Origin of the sequence: Psittacicella hinzii, from assembly GCF_003585885.1 — a bacterium.
Lineage (GTDB): Bacteria > Pseudomonadota > Gammaproteobacteria > Enterobacterales > Psittacicellaceae > Psittacicella.
On sequence record NZ_NRHC01000033.1, the window covers coordinates 13,882 to 31,980 of the forward strand.

The window sequence follows — 18,099 nt, forward strand, 5'->3', positions numbered from 1 at the left end:
ATTTATAAGCATTTTGCAGGTTTTGGTAAACCAGCCAATTTAGCAACAGTTTTTGCAGGACTATCGTTAAACATCTTTTGTAAGTAACGAGAATTACCTATTTCACTGCCATACTCTTTTTGAAGATTTTTAACAAGGATTCTAATGGAAGGAGTTGTATTAAACTCTTCAAAATATTTGCGAACAAATTCAATAATAAGCCAGTGTTTATCAGTTAACTCAATATTCTCTACTTGAGCAATCTCTTCTGCTATATTTCTATTCCATTGACTAAGATCAAGAAGATAACCTTCACTATCTTTTGCCATATCTTGGTATTGTAATGTCATAAGTAGTATTTCACTTCTTTATTTCTTAGATAGTATAACATAAAAAGGAGCCCTCAAAAATGAGAGCTCCTTCTTTGTTTTATTTAGTTATTGCGGTTACCAAAAATATTTAGTAATGAAATAAATAAATTATATACGTCTACTAATAGACCTAAAGCTAACTGAGTAACTGATAATAATCCAGTATTTACAGCAACTGAAAGTCTATAAAGAATTAAACCACATGATACTAAAGCTACTACATAAGATAAAGCTAAAGATAAGAAAGATGATTTAATTAAGAAAGCGTTAAGTAAACCAACTACCACAGCTGATAGGATGATTACAAAAAGAATACCACCAATACGTGTAAAATCTTTTTTAGTTACAACAGCGTAAGTTGCTAAAGCGATAAAAATAGCACCAGTTGCAAATAAAGCGTTTAGCACTACAGCTGCACCTTGTACACTAATGTACATCGCAACTGTTGGAACTACTGCATAACCTAAAAGTGCTCCCACAGCTACTACAGCAGCGTAGCCTGCTGGTGTATCACCAAGAGATGGGATAAAGAAAGTACCAGCAAATACTAGTAAGAAAGCAATTAAAGAATAGGTTGGATTAATAAAACCTGTAATTAAACTAAAATAACCTGTAGCAATCGCTGCTATAACTGAAACACCTAATAGAGCAAAAGCTTTACGTAGTACTACGCTTCTAATATCATTATATGCGTAAGAACCTGTTTTTGAAATGTGATCTGTTAACATTAATTTTTCCTTTCAAATAAATGTTTAAACAAACTAGACTTAAAAAATACTATCGCAGTATAAAAGAGTCTAAAATTTGCTCTTAATTAAGAAATTATTAATATTAGTTATATAGTCAAAAATAGAAAATTCAACTATTCTACTGAAAACTAACATAACCTAAAAAGTTAGGTAATTATCTTTATATAATATTTTAACGTAAAAAGCTCTCCTCGTAAAGACTTAATAACATAAATACTAAAGTTTGCTATAATATACTCAAAATAACTTTTCTTTTTAAAAATGAAAATTAAAATTCCAGCTTTTTTGAATATACGAAATGAAGCAAATCGTAGATCTGATTTTAAAGGTATAATTCCAAAAGAAGCTTTTAATAGATTTCCTCAAGATACTATTAATTCAATTAATTCTGATGCCCAAGTAGAGTTTAGTAGTCTATTTGACTACTCTAAAACACCGATTATCAAAGGGACAGCAACATTAAACGTCACCTCTACTTGTATGCGTTGTATGGAAGAGTTTTCATATGATGTTATTGCTAACTTCATTATCTCTCCAGTTTCAAGTGAAGAACAAGCTGATAACTTGCCTCCAGAATATTCTCCTTTACCAATTAATGAATTTGGTGAAGTGAATATTTACGAAGGAATTGAAGAGGAGTTAATTATGAGCATTGCTTTAACTCCAAAACATGAAAATGAAAATTGTAATCCTATCTTAGAAGAATATTCTACTCTTGAGGACGATGAAGAAGTTCAGGATCAAATTGATTTAGCCAATAATCCATTTGCATCTTTAAACGCACTTAAAGGAAAATTAAAAGAAAAATAGTAAGAAATTATATTTGTCTTTAATCTTTCTTTATGATATAATTATCAGGTATTTTAATAATGTTAGTGTGGTAGTTAAAAATTTAGTTATTAAAAATTTTTCCTGTGCTAGCATTTATCAATCAACGTCCGGAGACAATTCAATGGCAGTTCAACAGAACCGTAAAACTCGTTCTCGCCGTGGCATGCGTCGTTCTCACGACTTTTTAACTGCACCAGCTATTTCATTAGAAAAAGCTACAGGTGAAATGCACTTACGTCACCACGTAACTGCATCAGGTTACTACCGCGGTAAAAAAGTACTATAATACTTATCGGTATTCCTTTAGGAATACCCCGTTTTCTTAAAAATTTATTAAGCTAGCGTTTAATAAATTAAAATGCAAAAGCTTTATAAAGAATTCATGTTATAAAACGTAAGTAAAGTCCTTTCCTATTATTAGTTGCTCATAAATTGGTAGTTACTGGTAGATTGGCTATAATCTTACTTTTTAATTATGAGTTATTACTTTAATCAAAAATAGGGGACTTGAAAAAGTCCCTTTTAATTTATCTAGATTTTAAACTATGTTTTCAAAAGTAGTTGCTACAGGTAGCTTTATTCCATCTAAATTTCTAGCAAATGAAGATTTAGAAAAGCGAGTAGATACCTCTGATGAATGGATTGTTACTCGTACTGGTATAAAAAGTCGTCCTATTATGGATGATGATATGACTGTGCCTGACATGGCATTCAATGCTGCAAAAGACGCTATTGAATCTTTTAAGAAAAAAGATCCTAATTTTACCGTTGATGATATTGATTTAATCATATGCGCAACAACGACTTCAAGCCATCTTTTTCCTTCATGCGCTTGCCAAGTACAAGGTAAACTAGGTATTAAAGATTGTATTTCTTTTGATGTTGCTGCTGCTTGTAGTGGATTTGTCTATGCTTTAAGCGTAGCAGATAAGTTCATTAAAACTAATAGCGTTAAAAAAGCTTTAGTAATTGGCGCAGATGCTTTATCAAAAACTTGTGATCCTAATGATCGCTCAACTATTATCTTATTTGGAGATGCTGCAGGTTGTTTCTTATTAGAAGCAAGTGAAGAGCCTGGTATTATTAGTACCCACTTACATGCTAACAATGAACAAGCTGATGCTTTAACTTTAGGTAATAAACAATTTATTGATGATTCTAGCCTACAAATGCAAGGCAATCAAGTTTTCAAAATTGCTGTTTCAGAGCTTTCTAACATAGTTACAGAAACTTTAGAAGCTAATGGAATGGATAAATCTGAAGTTGATTGGTTAGTACCTCATCAGGCTAATATTAGAATTATCTCTGCTACCGCAAAAAAATTAGATTTACCTATGGAACGTGTTATCTTAACTATTGAGAAACATGGTAATACATCAGCAGCTTCAATTCCAACTGCTTTTGATTCTGCGGTAAAAGAAAATAAATTTAAAGCTGGTGATATCATCTTACTAGAAGCTTTTGGTGGTGGTATGACATGGGGATCTGCATTAGTTAAATACTAAGCCCTTTAAACAGATTTTTTTGACTATATATTAATAATAAAGAATTTCCTATATCTTTATCAAAATTTTATTTCTATCATTCGTTACTGATAGGCTATTCTTTTATTACAGGTAATTTTATGAGTAATTTCGTACACGAATTAACTGATGCTGAATTCAATGAAAAAGTAGCAAATAAAGAAGGTAATTTAGGTTTAGTACTAGTTGACTTCTGGGCTTCATGGTGTTCTCCTTGCCTACAATTAGCTCCTTTTGTTGAAGAGGCTGCTGAAAAATTAGCAGGTAAAGTAACTTTTTATAAATATGAAGTTAAACCTGAAGAGCCTCAAGAAGCGCGTACTTTAAATGGTGTAAGAAATATCCCAACTATTTTATTATTCAAGGATGGTGTTTTAGTTGATCGCCGTGTTGGTAGTTTAGAATCCAACAACGTTGAAGAACTATTATCATTCGTGGAAAAACATCTATAATTTAAATTTGCTCAACTTTAAGGTTGTTATACTCCATGAAAAAATTTGCTAAATCTATTCTTGCTTTAGGTCTAGGTTTGAGTTTAATTAGCCCTAGCTTAGCATCTTTAGACGTAAGTAATAACAGTAACTCTGTTGTAGCGACTTACAATGGACAAACTGTATTAGTCTCTGACATAAGACCTTACCTTAAAGGTGGGAAAGATGGTGTATACTCAGATGACGCTGTAAAATCTGCTGTTAAATCTTTTATAGTTGCAAAACTAAAGCAAGAGTGGACAGCAAAGGCTAAAGCTTCTGTTACTGTTACAGATGCCGAAGTTGAAAATGTACTTTATTCTGAAGCCGCAAAAAATGGTATGACTTATACCGATTTCATTCGTGCTTTAGCTTATCAAGGTTATTCATTACCGCAAGTAAAGGCACAAATCAGAAATGGTCTTTATCAACAAAAAATGAATCAGTATCTAAGTCAAAATGTACAAACTAACATTGACCGCGATGCGATTCAATTTGAAGGTTATAAGAACTATCAAATTGCTTTAGCACAAAACAACCTAGCGCAAGTAGATACGTATAATGTTAGCTACATTTTAATAAAAACTACTCCTCTATTTTCAAGTGAACAAGCAAAAGCTAAAACTTTAGATATTTATCGTAAGATTAATAACAAAACTATTAGCTTCGGCAAAGCTGCAGAAGAGTACTCTGATGATTTAATTTCAGCAGCAAATGACGGTCTTTTAGGTAATATTGAAAATATCTCAAATGATCAAGTAAGATATGCAGTTGGTCAAACTGTTGAACGAATGAAAGTCGGTCAAGTATCTTCACCTGTTAAATTAGGTTCTGATTGGGCTATTATCAAGTACAACGAAAAAGTTAAGGTTCCTGCAACTCTTAACGATTATATTGAAGCAGCTTATCAGCAAACTATAAGATCTAAATTTAACGCAAATACTACATTAGAACAGTTTTTACTTAATTCTGTTGTTATTAATTACGTATTCGAACAATAATTTATTTAGTTTATAATAAGAGCTAGAATTTCTAGCTCTTTTTTTGATTTTTAATATGCATAATAAAAGCCATTTAGGGCACGTAGCTAAAAAACGTTTTGGGCAAAACTTCTTAATTGATCAAGATATTATTCAAGCGATAGTTTTAGCTATCAACCCGATTAATAACGATAATTTAATAGAAATAGGTCCTGGACTTGGTGCCTTAACTGATCCTGTTTGCAATCTTGTTGACAAGCTTACAGTTATAGAAGTAGATAAAGACTTAATTAAACGCCTAAGAGAACATCCTTTTTTATCTTCTAAATTAACTATTATCGATAGTGATGTTTTAAGCATAAACTTTGCTGACTTAGTGGTTAAAGAGCAAAAGATGAAAGTCTTTGGAAACCTACCATATAATATCAGTACGCCATTAATACTACACTTATTACATCACTGTGACATTGTTTCTGAAATGACTTTTATGTTACAAAAAGAAGTAGTAGATAGACTTGCTGCTGATAAAGGCAATAAACACTATGGAAGATTAAGTTTAATTACTCAATACTTTTGTAAAGTCTTACCTGTTATTGATGTTCCACCTGAAAGCTTCAAACCAGCTCCAAAAGTTGACAGTGCTGTGGTTAAGCTAATTCCTCATAGTCAAATAGCTAAACCAGTTAAAGAAGTAAGACGTTTTGAGACTATTACTAATTTAGCATTTAGTCAGAGACGTAAAACTATTAGAAACTCACTAGGTAAGCTAATTGAAGATGCTGAGTGGAAAGACCTAGAACAATTCCAAATTGATCCTAAAATGCGCGCAGAAGAGCTTAGTTTAGATCAATATATAGATTTAACCAATTACGCAATAGATAATAATCTATTTGCACGTTTAAACGATTAAAAAAGCATTAAAAAATCCTTAAGCATAGTTTTATGCCTAAGGATTTTTTAATGCTTGTATAAATTGAAAATAAGAATACAAAACTAACAGTTAGTAACTATTTAGTTCTAGGTCTTACGATACCACGTTTAACATCTGAGCGACGTAAGAACTCAACAAATAAGCTTACACATGTAGTGTTAGAAGCTAATTGTTGTAATTCATTAATAGCTTCATCAACAGTTCTACCTTGACGATAAATTACACGGAAAGCTAATTTTAATTGACCAATTTGAAAATCGGTAAATCCTCTTCTTGTTAAACCAGTAGTATTTAAACCAATAGCAAAGGCGTGGTTACCTTGAGCTAAGATATATGGCGGTACATCCTGACTTACGCCTGAACAACCACCGATCATAGCATGTGAACCAATATTTACAAATTGGTGCACAGCCGTACAACCACCAATAACTACAAAGTTGTCAATAACAACATGACCACCTAAAGTAACATTGTTAGCAAGAATATTGTGATTACCTAAAACACAGTCATGAGCAATATGAGTGTTAACCATTAAAAGGTTATCATCACCAATAACTGTTTTAGATATTCCCTGTACTGTACCACGGTGAATTGTACAAGATTCACGGATAGAGTTTCTATCACCAATAATTACTTCAGTATCTTCACCTTTATATTTTAAATCTTGGTTTACTTCACCAATTGTAACAAAAGAATAAATTTTATTCTCTTTACCAATTTTAGTTGTACCTTTAACAACTACGTGAGAGATTAACTCTGTCCCCTCTCCAATAGTTACGTTATCTTCGACAATACAGAAAGGTCCGATTTTAACATTATCTGCAATATTTGCTTTTTCAGAAACAATTGCAGTTGGATGAATAATTGCTAAAGGAGAAATACCCATAATTAAATTCCTCTACGAGCACACATTAAATCAGCTTCGCAAACTAAATTACCGTCTACGTAAACTTTACCAGTGAACTGTGCAATACCACGGCGTTCTTTTAAGAAGTTAACTTCGATTACCATTGTGTCACCAGGTAATACCGGACGTTTGAAACGTGCATTATCAACAGCTGCAAAATAATATAATTCGTCAGGAGGTAACTCACGTGTCTTGAATGCTAACACACCAGTAGCTTGCGCCATAGCTTCAAGGATTAATACACCTGGAAATACTGGTTTATGTGGAAAGTGTCCTGTAAAACAAGGCTCATTGTATGTTACGTTTTTGATAGCTCTTAACCATTTACCCTCTTCCCAGTCTAATACACGATCAACTAATAAAAAAGGATAACGATGAGGTAACAAAGACATAATCTCATCAATTTCAATAACGCGCTCAGGGTTTGCTTTTAATTGTGACATCTAATCAACCTATTTATCTTGTTTTAATAAATCTGTAAGTTCAGCAACTTGTTTTTCTAATTGTTTTAAACGACTTGCTTGATCTTTTAAATTATCATAGCGAAGCATTACAGTGCTACGTAGCCATTTACGGTTATCTTCTACAGGAATACCTGAAGAATAAACTTTTCCAGATTCGGTTAAGCTATGTGGAACCATTGCCATACCAGTTACTGAAACTTGATCAGCAATCTTAATATGTCCATTAAACACCGAAGCTCCGCCAATAATACAATATTTACCAAAAGTTACAGACCCTGCGACGATTGTACCACCAGCCATTGCAGTACCCATACCAACTTTACAGTTATGTCCTAGGTGAATATGATTATCAATAATAACGTCATTCTCTACGACTGTATCATGTAAAGCACCACGGTCGATACTTGTTAATGAACCAATTTCAGTTCTCTCGCCAATTGTAGTAGTACCAACTTGAGGAATTTTTATCCATTTTCCTCTTTCGTTTGCGTAACCAAAACCATCAGCTCCTAGTACAGTTAAACTATGTACAACAACAAAATCTGCTAGTTTTACACTGTGGTACAGCACAACATGTGGATGTAGTCTAACGTTATTTCCTAGGATACAGTTATCACCTACTGATGAGTGATTTTCAATAATTGAATTATCACCAACTACAACATTTTCACCTAAAACTACATAGGCACCTATATGAACATTATTACCTATCTGACAACTTTCAGGAATAATCGCAGTAGGATGAATACCTGGTTTTACTCTTGGGGTTGTATCTAGTTTTTGAGAAACTTTAGCAAAAGCAACGTAAGGGTCTTTAACAATAATTTTAACTACCTTGTCATTAGTAATTTCTTCAGCTAGTTTTTCCGTTACTAATACTGCATCGGTACAACCCTGATTTACATAAGGTAGATAATTTTTATCCTTGATAAATCCAATAGAATTAGCTATGTATTTCTCATTGTCTAAAGGATGACAGGTGTTAATTTCTTTATTAAGATCGGCACAATTAACTAGTGTACCACTAGTTAATTGTGCAATTTCTGATAATGTAATGCTAATCATATTTTAATAGCCTTTAAGCTAATAAACTTAAAGTTATTTTTGTACTAATTTTAAAAGTTCTGACGTAACATCTACTGCGTTAGTGTAGTAAATAGCTGCGCGTGAATCAATGATAAGAGTGATTTTTTGATCCTGTGCGTATTTAGCAACAATATCTCTAACAGCTTTATCAACTTTATCTAGTTCAACATTTTGATAATCATTCATTTCTTTTTGTAATTGTTGAACTTTATTTTGATAATCTGTGTATTTTTTCTCAAAATCTTGTGCTTTTTGATTAAAAGCTGACTCACGAGTTTTTAATTGAGCACCAGTTAGTTTGCCTGATTGTAAATCAGCATCTAACTGTTGTTTTAATTTTTCAAGCTCATTATTTTCTTTTTGTAATTGTTGACCTAGAGCTTCTAGATCATTATTACGCTGTTGGAACTTCTCGTTAAATACTTGAGCACCATCAGCAAAAGCTTTTGATGATTGTACTAATTGATCATAGTTTACAATCGCAACTACTACGCTTGAAGGAGCTGGAGCTGCATATGAAGTAGCAGAAATACCACCAATTGATGATAAACCTAACACTAAAGAAGTTAAGAATAATTTTTTTAATTTCATAAAATCTATTTTTTCCGAAAAGTTACTTTCCCAAATTAGTATGTTGTTCCGAAGTTAATACCAAATACTTCTTTGTCATCATATTTCTTAGAAACAATCGGTGTACCCAAGTAGAAAGAAAGCATACCTAAAGGTGATTGCCAGTCAATATTCACACCTGTTGTTACTCTGAAGTTTGGTTTAGACCAATCCTCATAACCATTAAAAATACTCTGATCTAATGAAGCAGTATACTGATTCCATTTAGTACTCCAAACTGCAGCTGTATCTACGAAGAATGAAGTTCTAACTGTTTTAGCAGCCTCACCTCTAAATAGAGGGAAGTATAAATCTAATCCACCATAAACTATAGAGTCACCACCTACAGTCTCATATGTATTAACTCGAGTAAAGTTAGAAGCAGATAGGTCTCCACAGCTAGAGCCATTAGCACAGTTAATTGAAGCTGGACCTACAGAACTATCACTTAAACCACGTAATGTACCAGCACCACCTGCTGTATAAAGAGCTGAAATTGGTAAGAAGTTATCTCCCATTGCTCTAGCATGAGCTGCAGCAATACGTGTACCTAAAACCCAATTACCTGTATGAGTTAATGGGGTAAAGGTTTTTAGGCTTGCTTGCATAGTATAGTATTTATCTGTAGAAGCAAGGGCTGTTACTCCTGCCCCAATAGTGAAATCGTAACCACTTGTTGGGAATAAGTAACGATCATATGTATTTAAATTGTACTGTAAGTTAAAAGTAATATCTTTAGTTCTTACAGTCCATTTATTGTTTTGAATATCCTGACCGATTGATTGTAAATATAACATACGGTAGTATTCAGGATATAAATTATAGTATTTGTTTCTTTCGTATGTTACGCTACCTGATAATGTACCGTAACGTGAAACTGGAATCGAGGTGCCTAAAGTGATACCGTAAACTGTTTGTTGATAGTTATACCCATAGTAGCGTTTATACTTCTCGGTATTAATTTTCGAGTAGTAAACAGATGTACTTAGGCTTAAACCATAAGTTGTTACATACGGCTCTGTATAGTCAATTGACGCGTATAAACGACCTGATGATTTTTCTGTATTGATCCCAACTGTTCTACCAGTTCCTAAGAAGTTATTTTGTTGTAGTCTTGCGCTGTAAGTAATACCTTGAGTACTACCATAACCTAGACCTACTTGGAAGCTACCATTAGCTGTTTCTGTTACATTATAGTAAAGATTTAGTAAATCGTTAGAACCTTCTACTACTTCAGTTTCATAAGTTACATCTGAGAAGTTACCACTTCTTAGTAATGTTGAAACGTCTTGATTAACTAAGTTTAAATTATAAGTAGAATTTTCTTGTTGTAATAATGTACGACGAAGAACTTCATCTTTAGTTAGATAGTTACCTTTAAAGATAATCGCATTTACAGCATAGCGAGCACCTTTATCAACAGCAATAACAATATCAACTGAGTTTGTTTCTTCATTAAACTTTAGAACTGGCTCGATGCGAGGGTTAGCATACCCCATTCCTGCTAAGTAGTTCTTAACTGCTAAAACAGTATTATCAACCGTCGATTTATTATAATTTTGATCGATAGCTATTTTACTTAACTTAGCAAAGTCCTCGTCTAAAGCTGTATTTCTAGTAAAGAAACTCACTGAAGAAACTGTGTATATTTTCCCCTCTTCAATGTTAACTGTAAATGTAACATCTTGAGGTTTATCTTTATCTAAGTTTTGCTCTTCAGTACTTACTACTTTAAATTTTGCATAACCACGGTCTTTATAATAGTTAGCAATGTTATCTAATAGTAGTTGTTTATTTGTACTATTGAAATTTGAATTATGATAGAAATTATACCAACGAGTGTCTGGTCTAATTGTTGATTGTGCTAAGATCTCTTTCTCGGTAAAAGTTTTATTACCAACTAAGTTTAACGTTCTTAGATAAGCTTTTTTATTTTCATCAACAATTACTTGTACATTTACAGTACCATCATCCAATGTAGATACTTGAGTTGATACTGAAACTTGTGAGTAACCTTGACTTTGGTAGAAACGCTCAACTTCTTCGTTTAGTTGGGTTAAAGTATCTTCATTTAGAATAGCACCCTGACGAATGTTGTTTTGTTCGTAAGTTTTACGGATCTGATCAGTTGGAATTAACGAGTTACCTTTAAAGTTAACTGAAGCAATTGTTTGTTTTAATTTTAAATCAATTAAAAGATTATTGCCATCTTTGTCAACAGTAACATTGTTGAAATTTCCCGTAGCATATAATTTACGAATGATTTGTGCTATTTCATTGTCACTTATTAAAGTACCCTGTTGAAGGTTTAGTAATTTAATAATATCTTGACTTTGACTTGTATTAACTCCTTTTACTTCAATGTTATTCAATTGAAAAGGAGTAACTGACAAGGCAGGAATGCTAATAGCTAGCATTAATTTTGTTAATAAAAACTTTTTCATGAAGGGAAATTCTCTATAACTTCTCTTAAGCTCATTCTTTCACTAAAAAAGAGTGAAATATATTAGAAATCTTTATACTTATAAAACTATTAAAGTAACCGTTATATTATAAAATAATTTTTATAATTTTGCTAATAATATGCTACCTACGGATTTTTATAAAAAAAATAGAGAGGATTATCCTCTCTAGTAATATAGCTTTGAAGCTTTCGCTTTTCAAGCGAGAAAATTTAAAAAGTAAAAAAGTTACTCAGTGTTAAAAATAACCAGTAGTATGCGATAAACATAAACGACGGTTGTAAACTATCTATTCTATCTAATACACCACCATGTCCAGGGATTATATTAGAAGAATCTTTCACTGAAGCTCTACGTTTTAAAAATGACTCTGTTAAATCACCATGTACTGATAAAAGTATGGTTACAATTGTAAAGATGTAGAAAGCAACCATACGCTTACTGTTAACCATATAGTCATTTAAAGGAGTAAAGTTTACAAAGATTAAAGCACAGATTATCGCAGTAAATAATCCACCGAGTAAGCCCTCAACTGTTTTATTTGGTGAAATCTTAGGACTTAATTTATTCTTACCAAAAGCTCGTCCGAAGAAGTAGGCTCCACTATCAGCACATGCTACTATACAGAAAATATATAGCATTAAAATTGGTGAATTATTTATATCAAACTGCTGGAGAGCACCATTAAAGTATCTAACTGCAAAAATACCAGCAAAAAATGCTCCATTAACTAAAGCAGCAAATAACGCCACTAATCTAGGATGCATAATATACATCAGGGTTTCTGTTCTACGATAGATAACTAATGAAAATAACCATATAAAAGTAGCGTAAAACATGATAGTTTGGCTATTACTTATATAGAAACTATTCATCTGCGTAAACTTATCAGTTCCTAATGAAAGCCAAACACTTAAAACCGGTAAGAATGGGAATAATGTTGCAACTGAAATGACTAACATATATAACCATTTCCAGTTTCTACGAGGCTCTAAATCTGGATTTTGATTATAAATCAATTTAGAGTATTCCCAAATAGAGATACAAGCTATTGCTAAAAAAGCTATGTAGAATACTATAAATGGAGAATAAAAAATTATATACAATAGCCCCAAGATTAAGGGTATAGCTGAAATTATTCTTTGTTTCATAAGGTAAATTAAACTCCACCGAATCTTCTAACACGTTTTGAGTAAATTTCAATTGCACGGTCAAATACCTGCCCATTAAAATCAGGCCAGTATTCCTCTAGGAAGACAAACTCACTGTACGCAGCTTGCCATAAGAAAAAGTTACTTATTCTTTGTTCGTTAGAAGTTCTAATGATTAAATCTATTGGTGGTTGATCGCTAACAGTTAAATTTTCTTCAATTATTTTTTGAAGAAACTCTTCTTGATTAAAGTCTGATCTATATTGAGTGATCTTATCTAATAGCTCTTTTTTATTATCAAGTGATTTAGTTAAATCATCTAATAACTTGTTAACAATATTTTGTGTTGAATTAATTATATCCCATCTACCACTATAGTTTAGGGCTATATTTAAAGTTAAACCTGTACATTTGGATGTTGCTTTTACCATTGAATCCAGCTTTAACTGCAAATCATGAGAGAACTCTTTTACGTCACCAATAGGATTTAATTTTATATTATTCTTTAAAAGAAACTTTTCGTTTCCCTTTAAAACTCTAAGAAATAGCTTCATTAAATGATCTATTTCCTCTTGTGGTCTTTTCCAATTCTCTTTTGAAAAAGCATATAAGGATAAAGAAGTTAATCCTAATTTAACCGCATGCTCAATAGTTTTTCTTACAGCAATAGCTCCCGCATTATGCCCACTATGGCGACTTTTATTACGTTCTTTTGCCCAACGTCTACTGCCATCCATGATAATTGCAACATGTTTAGGCAAATTATCTGTATTAACTTGCATACTCTATAAATTTTGTACAATACTCTCTTGCCTTTCTGTCTATTTCTTCAACCATACTATAGTCAAAGTATTCTTTTTCATAGCCTTCGCTTTTTATTTGCTCAAGAGTTAGTTTGTTATATTTAAAAATGTCTGTGTACTTTATTCTTCTCTGTAAAAATGCTTCTACAGCTACTTCGTTAGCTGCATTTAAAGCACAGGTATAAGTATAACCCAACTTAATACTTTCAACAGCTAAGGCAAAGTTTGGATAACGATCATAATCTACAGGAAAGAATGTTAAACCTTGTAGCTTATATAAATCTAAACTATCAACCGAAGATAATTGTCTTTCAGGGTAATTTAATGCGTAGGCAATCGGAACACACATGTCTGTAGGTCCCATTTGCACTAGAATAGATTTATCTAAATACTCAACCCCAGAATGAACTATTGATTGTGGATGGATGACAGTTTGGATATCATCAGGATCACAATTAAACAGTACACAGGCTTCAATAAATTCTAAGCCTTTATTCATCAAAGTAGAAGAATCAATTGTAATCTTCGCTCCCATAGACCAATTAGGGTGCTTTAATGCCATTTCTGGAGATATAGAATCAAATTTGTCTAAATCTAGATGTAAAAAGGGACCGCCTGAAGCTGTTAACATAATTTTGTTTACACCTGCAGACTTTAAGTCACAAAAACATATATTCTGCTGACTTTTCTCATCTAGGCATTGAAATATTGCATTATGCTCTGAATCAACTGGAATTAATTTAGCTTTTTTATTCTCTTTTAGTGCTTGTTTTATTAAGTGCCCCCCAACAACTAAGCTCTCTTTATTTGCTAATAGCAATTCTTTGCCAGCTTTTAAAGTTGTGAGAGAAGTTTTTAAACCTGCAAAACCAACAATTGCACCAACCACTAAATCACATTCTTCCGAAGAAATAACTTTACTTATTTCCTCTTCTCCACTAACCACAATAATGTCATTGTATTCTTGCTCTGTTAGTTGCTCTTGTAACTTTTGTTTTAAAGTATCAATATGTTCTATTGAAAAAAGCCCACAATATTTTGGTTTATAAGTTTTAACTTGCTCAACTAACTTATCTACACTTGAGTTAGCGTATAAACCTTTAATTTGGTTATGAGGATTAATCTTGTTTTCTAACTGATAACTTAAAACTTTTAAAGTGGAGTTACCAATAGAGCCCGTTGATCCTAAAATATGAATATTTCTTTGCATACGAATCAGACAAATAAAAAACTAGTTGTAAAATTACTTTCACAACTAGCTTTCTTGGATAAAATAATTTATGAGATTAAAAATCCATTAACTCTTTTTCTTTAGTTGCACAGCGCTCATCTAATAGTTTTACGCTAGCTTCAGTAATTTTATTAATTTGCTCTTCAGCACGTCTTTGATCATCTTCTGAAATTTCTTTATTTTTTAATAAAGCTTTAATTTTATCATTTGCATCACGACGTACATTACGAACTGCAACTCGTGCTTTTTCAGTTTCGTTACGAACAACTTTAGTTAATTCTTTACGACGTTCTTCTGTTAATGGAGGAAGAGGAACGCGAATAGAAGTACCATTGTTACTTGGATTTAAACCTAAGTCTGAAGTTAAAATAGCTTTTTCAACTGCAGCTAAAGAAGATCTATCAAAAACTTGAACGTTTAGGGTTCTAGCATCTTCTGCTACGATATTAGCTAATTGACGAATTGGTGTAGGAGTTCCATAGTATTCAACTTGAATACCATCTAAAAGTGAAGGGTGTGCACGACCTGTTCTAATTTTAGCGATGCTATTTTCATACGCTTCTACAGATTTGTCCATGCGCTCTTTAGCATCCTTTTGGATTTGAGAAATCATACTTTACCTTGTATTTAATTACAATTAATTTTAAAGATATTATAAACTAAACAGCAATAAAATGAGCAAAAAGCTTATATTATTCTGTAATTAAAGTTCCTAAAGTTGGATCAGTCACTACTCTTTCTAAATCACCAAAGTTATGAATATTAAAAATTCTAATTGGTAATTTATGATCACGTGCTAGAGTGAAAGCTGCTAAATCCATAACTTTTAATTCTTTAGCAATTACATCAGAGTAAGTAATATGTTCAAATCTCTTAGCTTCAGGATTTTTACGAGGATCAGAATCATAAACACCATCAACATTTGTAGCTTTTAAAACTACATCAGCGTTGATTTCAATTCCACGTAAGCATGCTGCGCTGTCTGTTGTGAAAAATGGGTTACCAGTACCACCACCAAAAACAACTACACGACCTGAATTTAATGCTTTAATTGCATTACTCCAGTTATATGTTTCACAAACACCTGTTAATGGTAAAGAGCTCATTAATGTACAGTTTAAACCTGCTCTAAATAGAGAATCACGAATTGCTAAGCCATTCATTACAGTTGCAAGCATGCCCATATGGTCACCTACAACTCTATTCATGTTTAAACTTGCTAGTTGAGCACCTCTGAAAAGGTTACCACCACCTACAACGATAGCAACTTGTACACCTAAATCTGTAACTTTTTTAACTTCAGCAGTAATACGGTCAAGTACTTTAGGATCAATACCAAATCCTTCATTTCCTTGTAAAGCTTCACCACTTAGTTTTAATAAAATACGATTATATAATGGTTTACTTGACATAAATAAAATCCGTTGTCGATTTAAAATCCTGCACATATAGCAAGAGGCCAAAAAAGGCCTCCAACTATATATTACATAATATTATTTTGTTGCAGCAGCAATTTTAGCTACTTCATCAGCGAAGTTCTCTTCTTTCTTCTCGATACCTTCACCAACTTCAACACGGATAAATTTTTCTACAGCTACGTTTTCTGCTTTTAAGAAATCAGCAACTGAGATTGATGGATCCATTACAAATGGTTGTGAAACTAAAGCGATAGAAGCTTTGAATTTAGCCATACGACCGTTGATCATTTGTTCCTGAATATTTGCAGGTTTTTTAGCAAATGATGGATCTTCGTTAGCAATACCTTTTTGAACTTCTAACTCTCTTTCTAATACATCAGCAGGGATGTCTTCTTCACGAGCATACTCTGGACGAGAAGAAGCAATGTGCATACCTAATTTCTTAGCAACATCTGCAGAAGCTGGGTTTACAGCAACTAAAGTAGCAATTTTCGTACCGTGAGTGTAACCACCGATGAATGTACCTTCGATTACTACAACACGACGAATAGTGATGTTCTCACCAATTTTAGCAACTAAGTTAGCTCTTTCTTCTTCAAAATGAGCTTGTAATGCAGCTGTATCAACAACGTTGTTAGCTAAAGCGTAATCAGCAACGTCTTGCGCAAATTTAGTGAAGCTAGCGTCTTTAGCAACGAAGTCAGTTTCACAGTTTAATTCAACTGCAAAAGCTTTAGTGTTGTCTGCTGTAATACGTGTTAAAACAACACCTTCAGCAGCCACACGAGATGCTTTTTTCGCAGCTTTTGCTTGACCACTTTTACGCATGTTTTCAATTGCAGCTTCAATATCACCATTAGTTTCTACTAAAGCTTTTTTACAATCCATAATGCCCGCACCAGTACGCTCACGTAACTCTTTAACTAGGCTTGCTGTAATTTCACTCATTTTATGTATACCTTAAAGTTTTTGATTAGATCCATACCTAAATTTCTTTAGGTATGGATTTGAAAAAGAATGAATTTGTATTATTTAATTATTCAGCTTTAGCTTTTTGTGCTTTAGCTTTTTCTCTACCTTCATTTACTGCAGTAGAAGCAGCTGCAAGGTATAAGCTGATTGCTTTTAACGCATCATCGTTACCTGGGATTACAAAGTCAACATCACGAGGACTTGAGTTTGTATCAACAACAGAGATTACTGGAATACCTAAGTTTTTAGCTTCTTTAATAGCGATGTGCTCATAGTCTGCAGATAGAACGAATACTAAATCTGGCAGACCGTTCATGTTTTTAATCCCACCTAGAGATTTTTCAAGTTTCTCTTTTTCGTGAGTACGTTTTAAAGCTTCTTTTTTAGTTAATTTTTCTAAAACACCATTCGCTTCGTCTTGTTCATATTGATTTAATGTCTCAATAGATTTACGAATTGTTTTCCAGTTAGTTAACATACCACCTAACCAACGGTGATTTACATAGAATTGACCACAGTCTTTAGCAGCTTGTTCAACTACTTCAGTAGCTACACGTTTAGTACCAACGAATAAGATTTTGCCGCCGTTAGCTGCAACTCTTTCTAATTCCGCTAATGCTAAGTTGAAGCATTCAGCAGTTTTATCTAAGTTGATAATAGATACACCGTTACGATCACCATAAATGTATTCTTTCATTTGTGGATTCCAGTAACGACGTTGGTGACCAAAGTGTACACCAGCAGCTAACATATCACGAACAGAAACTTTTACCATTTTTTATTCCTTAATATTTAGGGTTGTACTCCCACATAGTCTCAGGATCAACTCAATCATTTAGCTAATGCTACGAAATTGAACTTTCACCTTGTTATCTCAACAAGGCAATGATTAAGCACCCAATCCTTGAGCTAATACTATGTGTGATTTTAGTTAATATAATTATTATTTTCACTTACGTAACACACGTAAGCATGCGTATTATATCACATTAATTTTATAAATTGTGTTATATATGATGAGTTATCAAATTTATTTTTAATAATCCCAAAAATAAAAAAAGAGAGCCTTAGCCCTCTTTTTTTAGGTTAAAAACCTTTATTATTTGATGATGTTAGCAACAACACCAGCACCTACTGTACGACCACCTTCACGGATAGCGAA

General features: G+C 32.7%; 20 protein-coding genes. 6 read left to right on the forward strand and 14 right to left on the reverse strand.

Annotated features, from left to right (window positions below; all coding sequences use genetic code 11):
* Positions 1–2 precede the first annotated feature (2 nt).
* Both CKF54_RS02900 and CKF54_RS02905 read right to left on the reverse strand, forming a co-directional pair.
* The gene (locus CKF54_RS02900) at positions 3–329 is read right to left on the reverse strand and encodes a TusE/DsrC/DsvC family sulfur relay protein (RefSeq protein ID WP_119524785.1); all 327 of its coding nucleotides are present in this window, start codon (positions 327–329) and stop codon (positions 3–5) included.
* An 83-nt stretch (positions 330–412) separates the two neighbouring features.
* Positions 413–1,078 carry a Bax inhibitor-1 family protein gene (locus tag CKF54_RS02905; protein WP_119524786.1) on the reverse strand — a complete coding sequence of 222 codons (666 nt, stop codon included), beginning with the start codon at positions 1,076–1,078 and terminating at the stop codon, positions 413–415.
* A gap of 306 nt (positions 1,079–1,384) precedes the next feature.
* Here CKF54_RS02905 and CKF54_RS02910 point away from each other — a divergent pair, with 306 nt between their 5' ends.
* From CKF54_RS02910 to rsmA, 6 genes are all read left to right on the forward strand, one after another.
* Positions 1,385–1,909: a YceD family protein gene (locus CKF54_RS02910; protein ID WP_222987487.1), complete on the forward strand. Its 525-nt coding sequence runs from the start codon at positions 1,385–1,387 to the stop codon at positions 1,907–1,909.
* Positions 1,910–2,051: 142 nt separating this feature from the next.
* Positions 2,052–2,216 (forward strand): 50S ribosomal protein L32, encoded by a 165-nt coding sequence (rpmF, locus tag CKF54_RS02915; RefSeq protein ID WP_119524788.1) that lies wholly within the window; start codon positions 2,052–2,054, stop codon positions 2,214–2,216.
* Between the two features lie 259 nt (positions 2,217–2,475).
* Positions 2,476–3,435, forward strand: coding sequence for a beta-ketoacyl-ACP synthase III (locus CKF54_RS02920; protein WP_119524789.1), 960 nt, complete (start codon positions 2,476–2,478; stop codon positions 3,433–3,435).
* 119 nt (positions 3,436–3,554) lie between these two features.
* Complete coding sequence (locus CKF54_RS02925) at positions 3,555–3,905, forward strand: thioredoxin family protein (RefSeq protein WP_119524790.1); 351 nt, start codon at positions 3,555–3,557, stop codon at positions 3,903–3,905.
* 35 nt (positions 3,906–3,940) lie between these two features.
* Positions 3,941–4,924, forward strand: a complete 984-nt coding sequence (locus CKF54_RS02930; protein ID WP_119524791.1) for a peptidylprolyl isomerase — start codon at positions 3,941–3,943, stop codon at positions 4,922–4,924.
* A 55-nt stretch (positions 4,925–4,979) separates the two neighbouring features.
* Positions 4,980–5,813: a 16S rRNA (adenine(1518)-N(6)/adenine(1519)-N(6))-dimethyltransferase RsmA gene (gene rsmA / locus CKF54_RS02935; RefSeq protein WP_119524792.1), complete on the forward strand. Its 834-nt coding sequence runs from the start codon at positions 4,980–4,982 to the stop codon at positions 5,811–5,813.
* 97 nt (positions 5,814–5,910) lie between these two features.
* On the opposite strand, the gene lpxA is transcribed toward rsmA, so the two are convergent.
* The 12 genes from lpxA to rpsB form a co-directional block, all read right to left on the reverse strand.
* On the reverse strand, positions 5,911–6,720 hold the full coding sequence (gene lpxA, locus CKF54_RS02940; protein WP_119524793.1) for an acyl-ACP--UDP-N-acetylglucosamine O-acyltransferase: 810 nt from the start codon (positions 6,718–6,720) through the stop codon (positions 5,911–5,913).
* Between the two features lie 2 nt (positions 6,721–6,722).
* The gene (gene fabZ / locus CKF54_RS02945; protein WP_119524794.1) at positions 6,723–7,184 is read right to left on the reverse strand and encodes a 3-hydroxyacyl-ACP dehydratase FabZ; all 462 of its coding nucleotides are present in this window, start codon (positions 7,182–7,184) and stop codon (positions 6,723–6,725) included.
* A 9-nt stretch (positions 7,185–7,193) separates the two neighbouring features.
* Entirely contained in the window at positions 7,194–8,270 is a 1,077-nt protein-coding gene (lpxD, locus tag CKF54_RS02950; protein ID WP_119524795.1) for a UDP-3-O-(3-hydroxymyristoyl)glucosamine N-acyltransferase, read from the reverse strand.
* Positions 8,271–8,303: 33 nt separating this feature from the next.
* Entirely contained in the window at positions 8,304–8,882 is a 579-nt protein-coding gene (locus CKF54_RS02955) for an OmpH family outer membrane protein (RefSeq protein WP_119524796.1), read from the reverse strand.
* 35 nt (positions 8,883–8,917) lie between these two features.
* On the reverse strand, positions 8,918–11,344 hold the full coding sequence (bamA, locus tag CKF54_RS02960; RefSeq protein WP_119524797.1) for an outer membrane protein assembly factor BamA: 2,427 nt from the start codon (positions 11,342–11,344) through the stop codon (positions 8,918–8,920).
* Between the two features lie 230 nt (positions 11,345–11,574).
* On the reverse strand, positions 11,575–12,513 hold the full coding sequence (locus tag CKF54_RS02965) for a phosphatidate cytidylyltransferase (RefSeq protein ID WP_119524798.1): 939 nt from the start codon (positions 12,511–12,513) through the stop codon (positions 11,575–11,577).
* 8 nt (positions 12,514–12,521) lie between these two features.
* Positions 12,522–13,295: a polyprenyl diphosphate synthase gene (gene uppS, locus CKF54_RS02970; RefSeq protein ID WP_119524799.1), complete on the reverse strand. Its 774-nt coding sequence runs from the start codon at positions 13,293–13,295 to the stop codon at positions 12,522–12,524.
* Positions 13,285–14,526: a 1-deoxy-D-xylulose-5-phosphate reductoisomerase gene (gene dxr / locus CKF54_RS02975; RefSeq protein ID WP_119524800.1), complete on the reverse strand. Its 1,242-nt coding sequence runs from the start codon at positions 14,524–14,526 to the stop codon at positions 13,285–13,287. The genes uppS and dxr overlap by 11 nt, the downstream gene beginning before the upstream one ends.
* A 76-nt stretch (positions 14,527–14,602) precedes the next feature.
* Entirely contained in the window at positions 14,603–15,160 is a 558-nt protein-coding gene (gene frr, locus CKF54_RS02980; protein ID WP_119524801.1) for a ribosome recycling factor, read from the reverse strand.
* A 79-nt stretch (positions 15,161–15,239) separates the two neighbouring features.
* Positions 15,240–15,959, reverse strand: a complete 720-nt coding sequence (gene pyrH / locus CKF54_RS02985; RefSeq protein ID WP_119524802.1) for a UMP kinase — start codon at positions 15,957–15,959, stop codon at positions 15,240–15,242.
* Between the two features lie 81 nt (positions 15,960–16,040).
* The gene (gene tsf, locus CKF54_RS02990) at positions 16,041–16,913 is read right to left on the reverse strand and encodes a translation elongation factor Ts (protein WP_119524803.1); all 873 of its coding nucleotides are present in this window, start codon (positions 16,911–16,913) and stop codon (positions 16,041–16,043) included.
* 88 nt (positions 16,914–17,001) lie between these two features.
* Positions 17,002–17,712 carry a 30S ribosomal protein S2 gene (gene rpsB, locus CKF54_RS02995; RefSeq protein WP_119524804.1) on the reverse strand — a complete coding sequence of 237 codons (711 nt, stop codon included), beginning with the start codon at positions 17,710–17,712 and terminating at the stop codon, positions 17,002–17,004.
* Positions 17,713–18,099 lie beyond the last annotated feature (387 nt).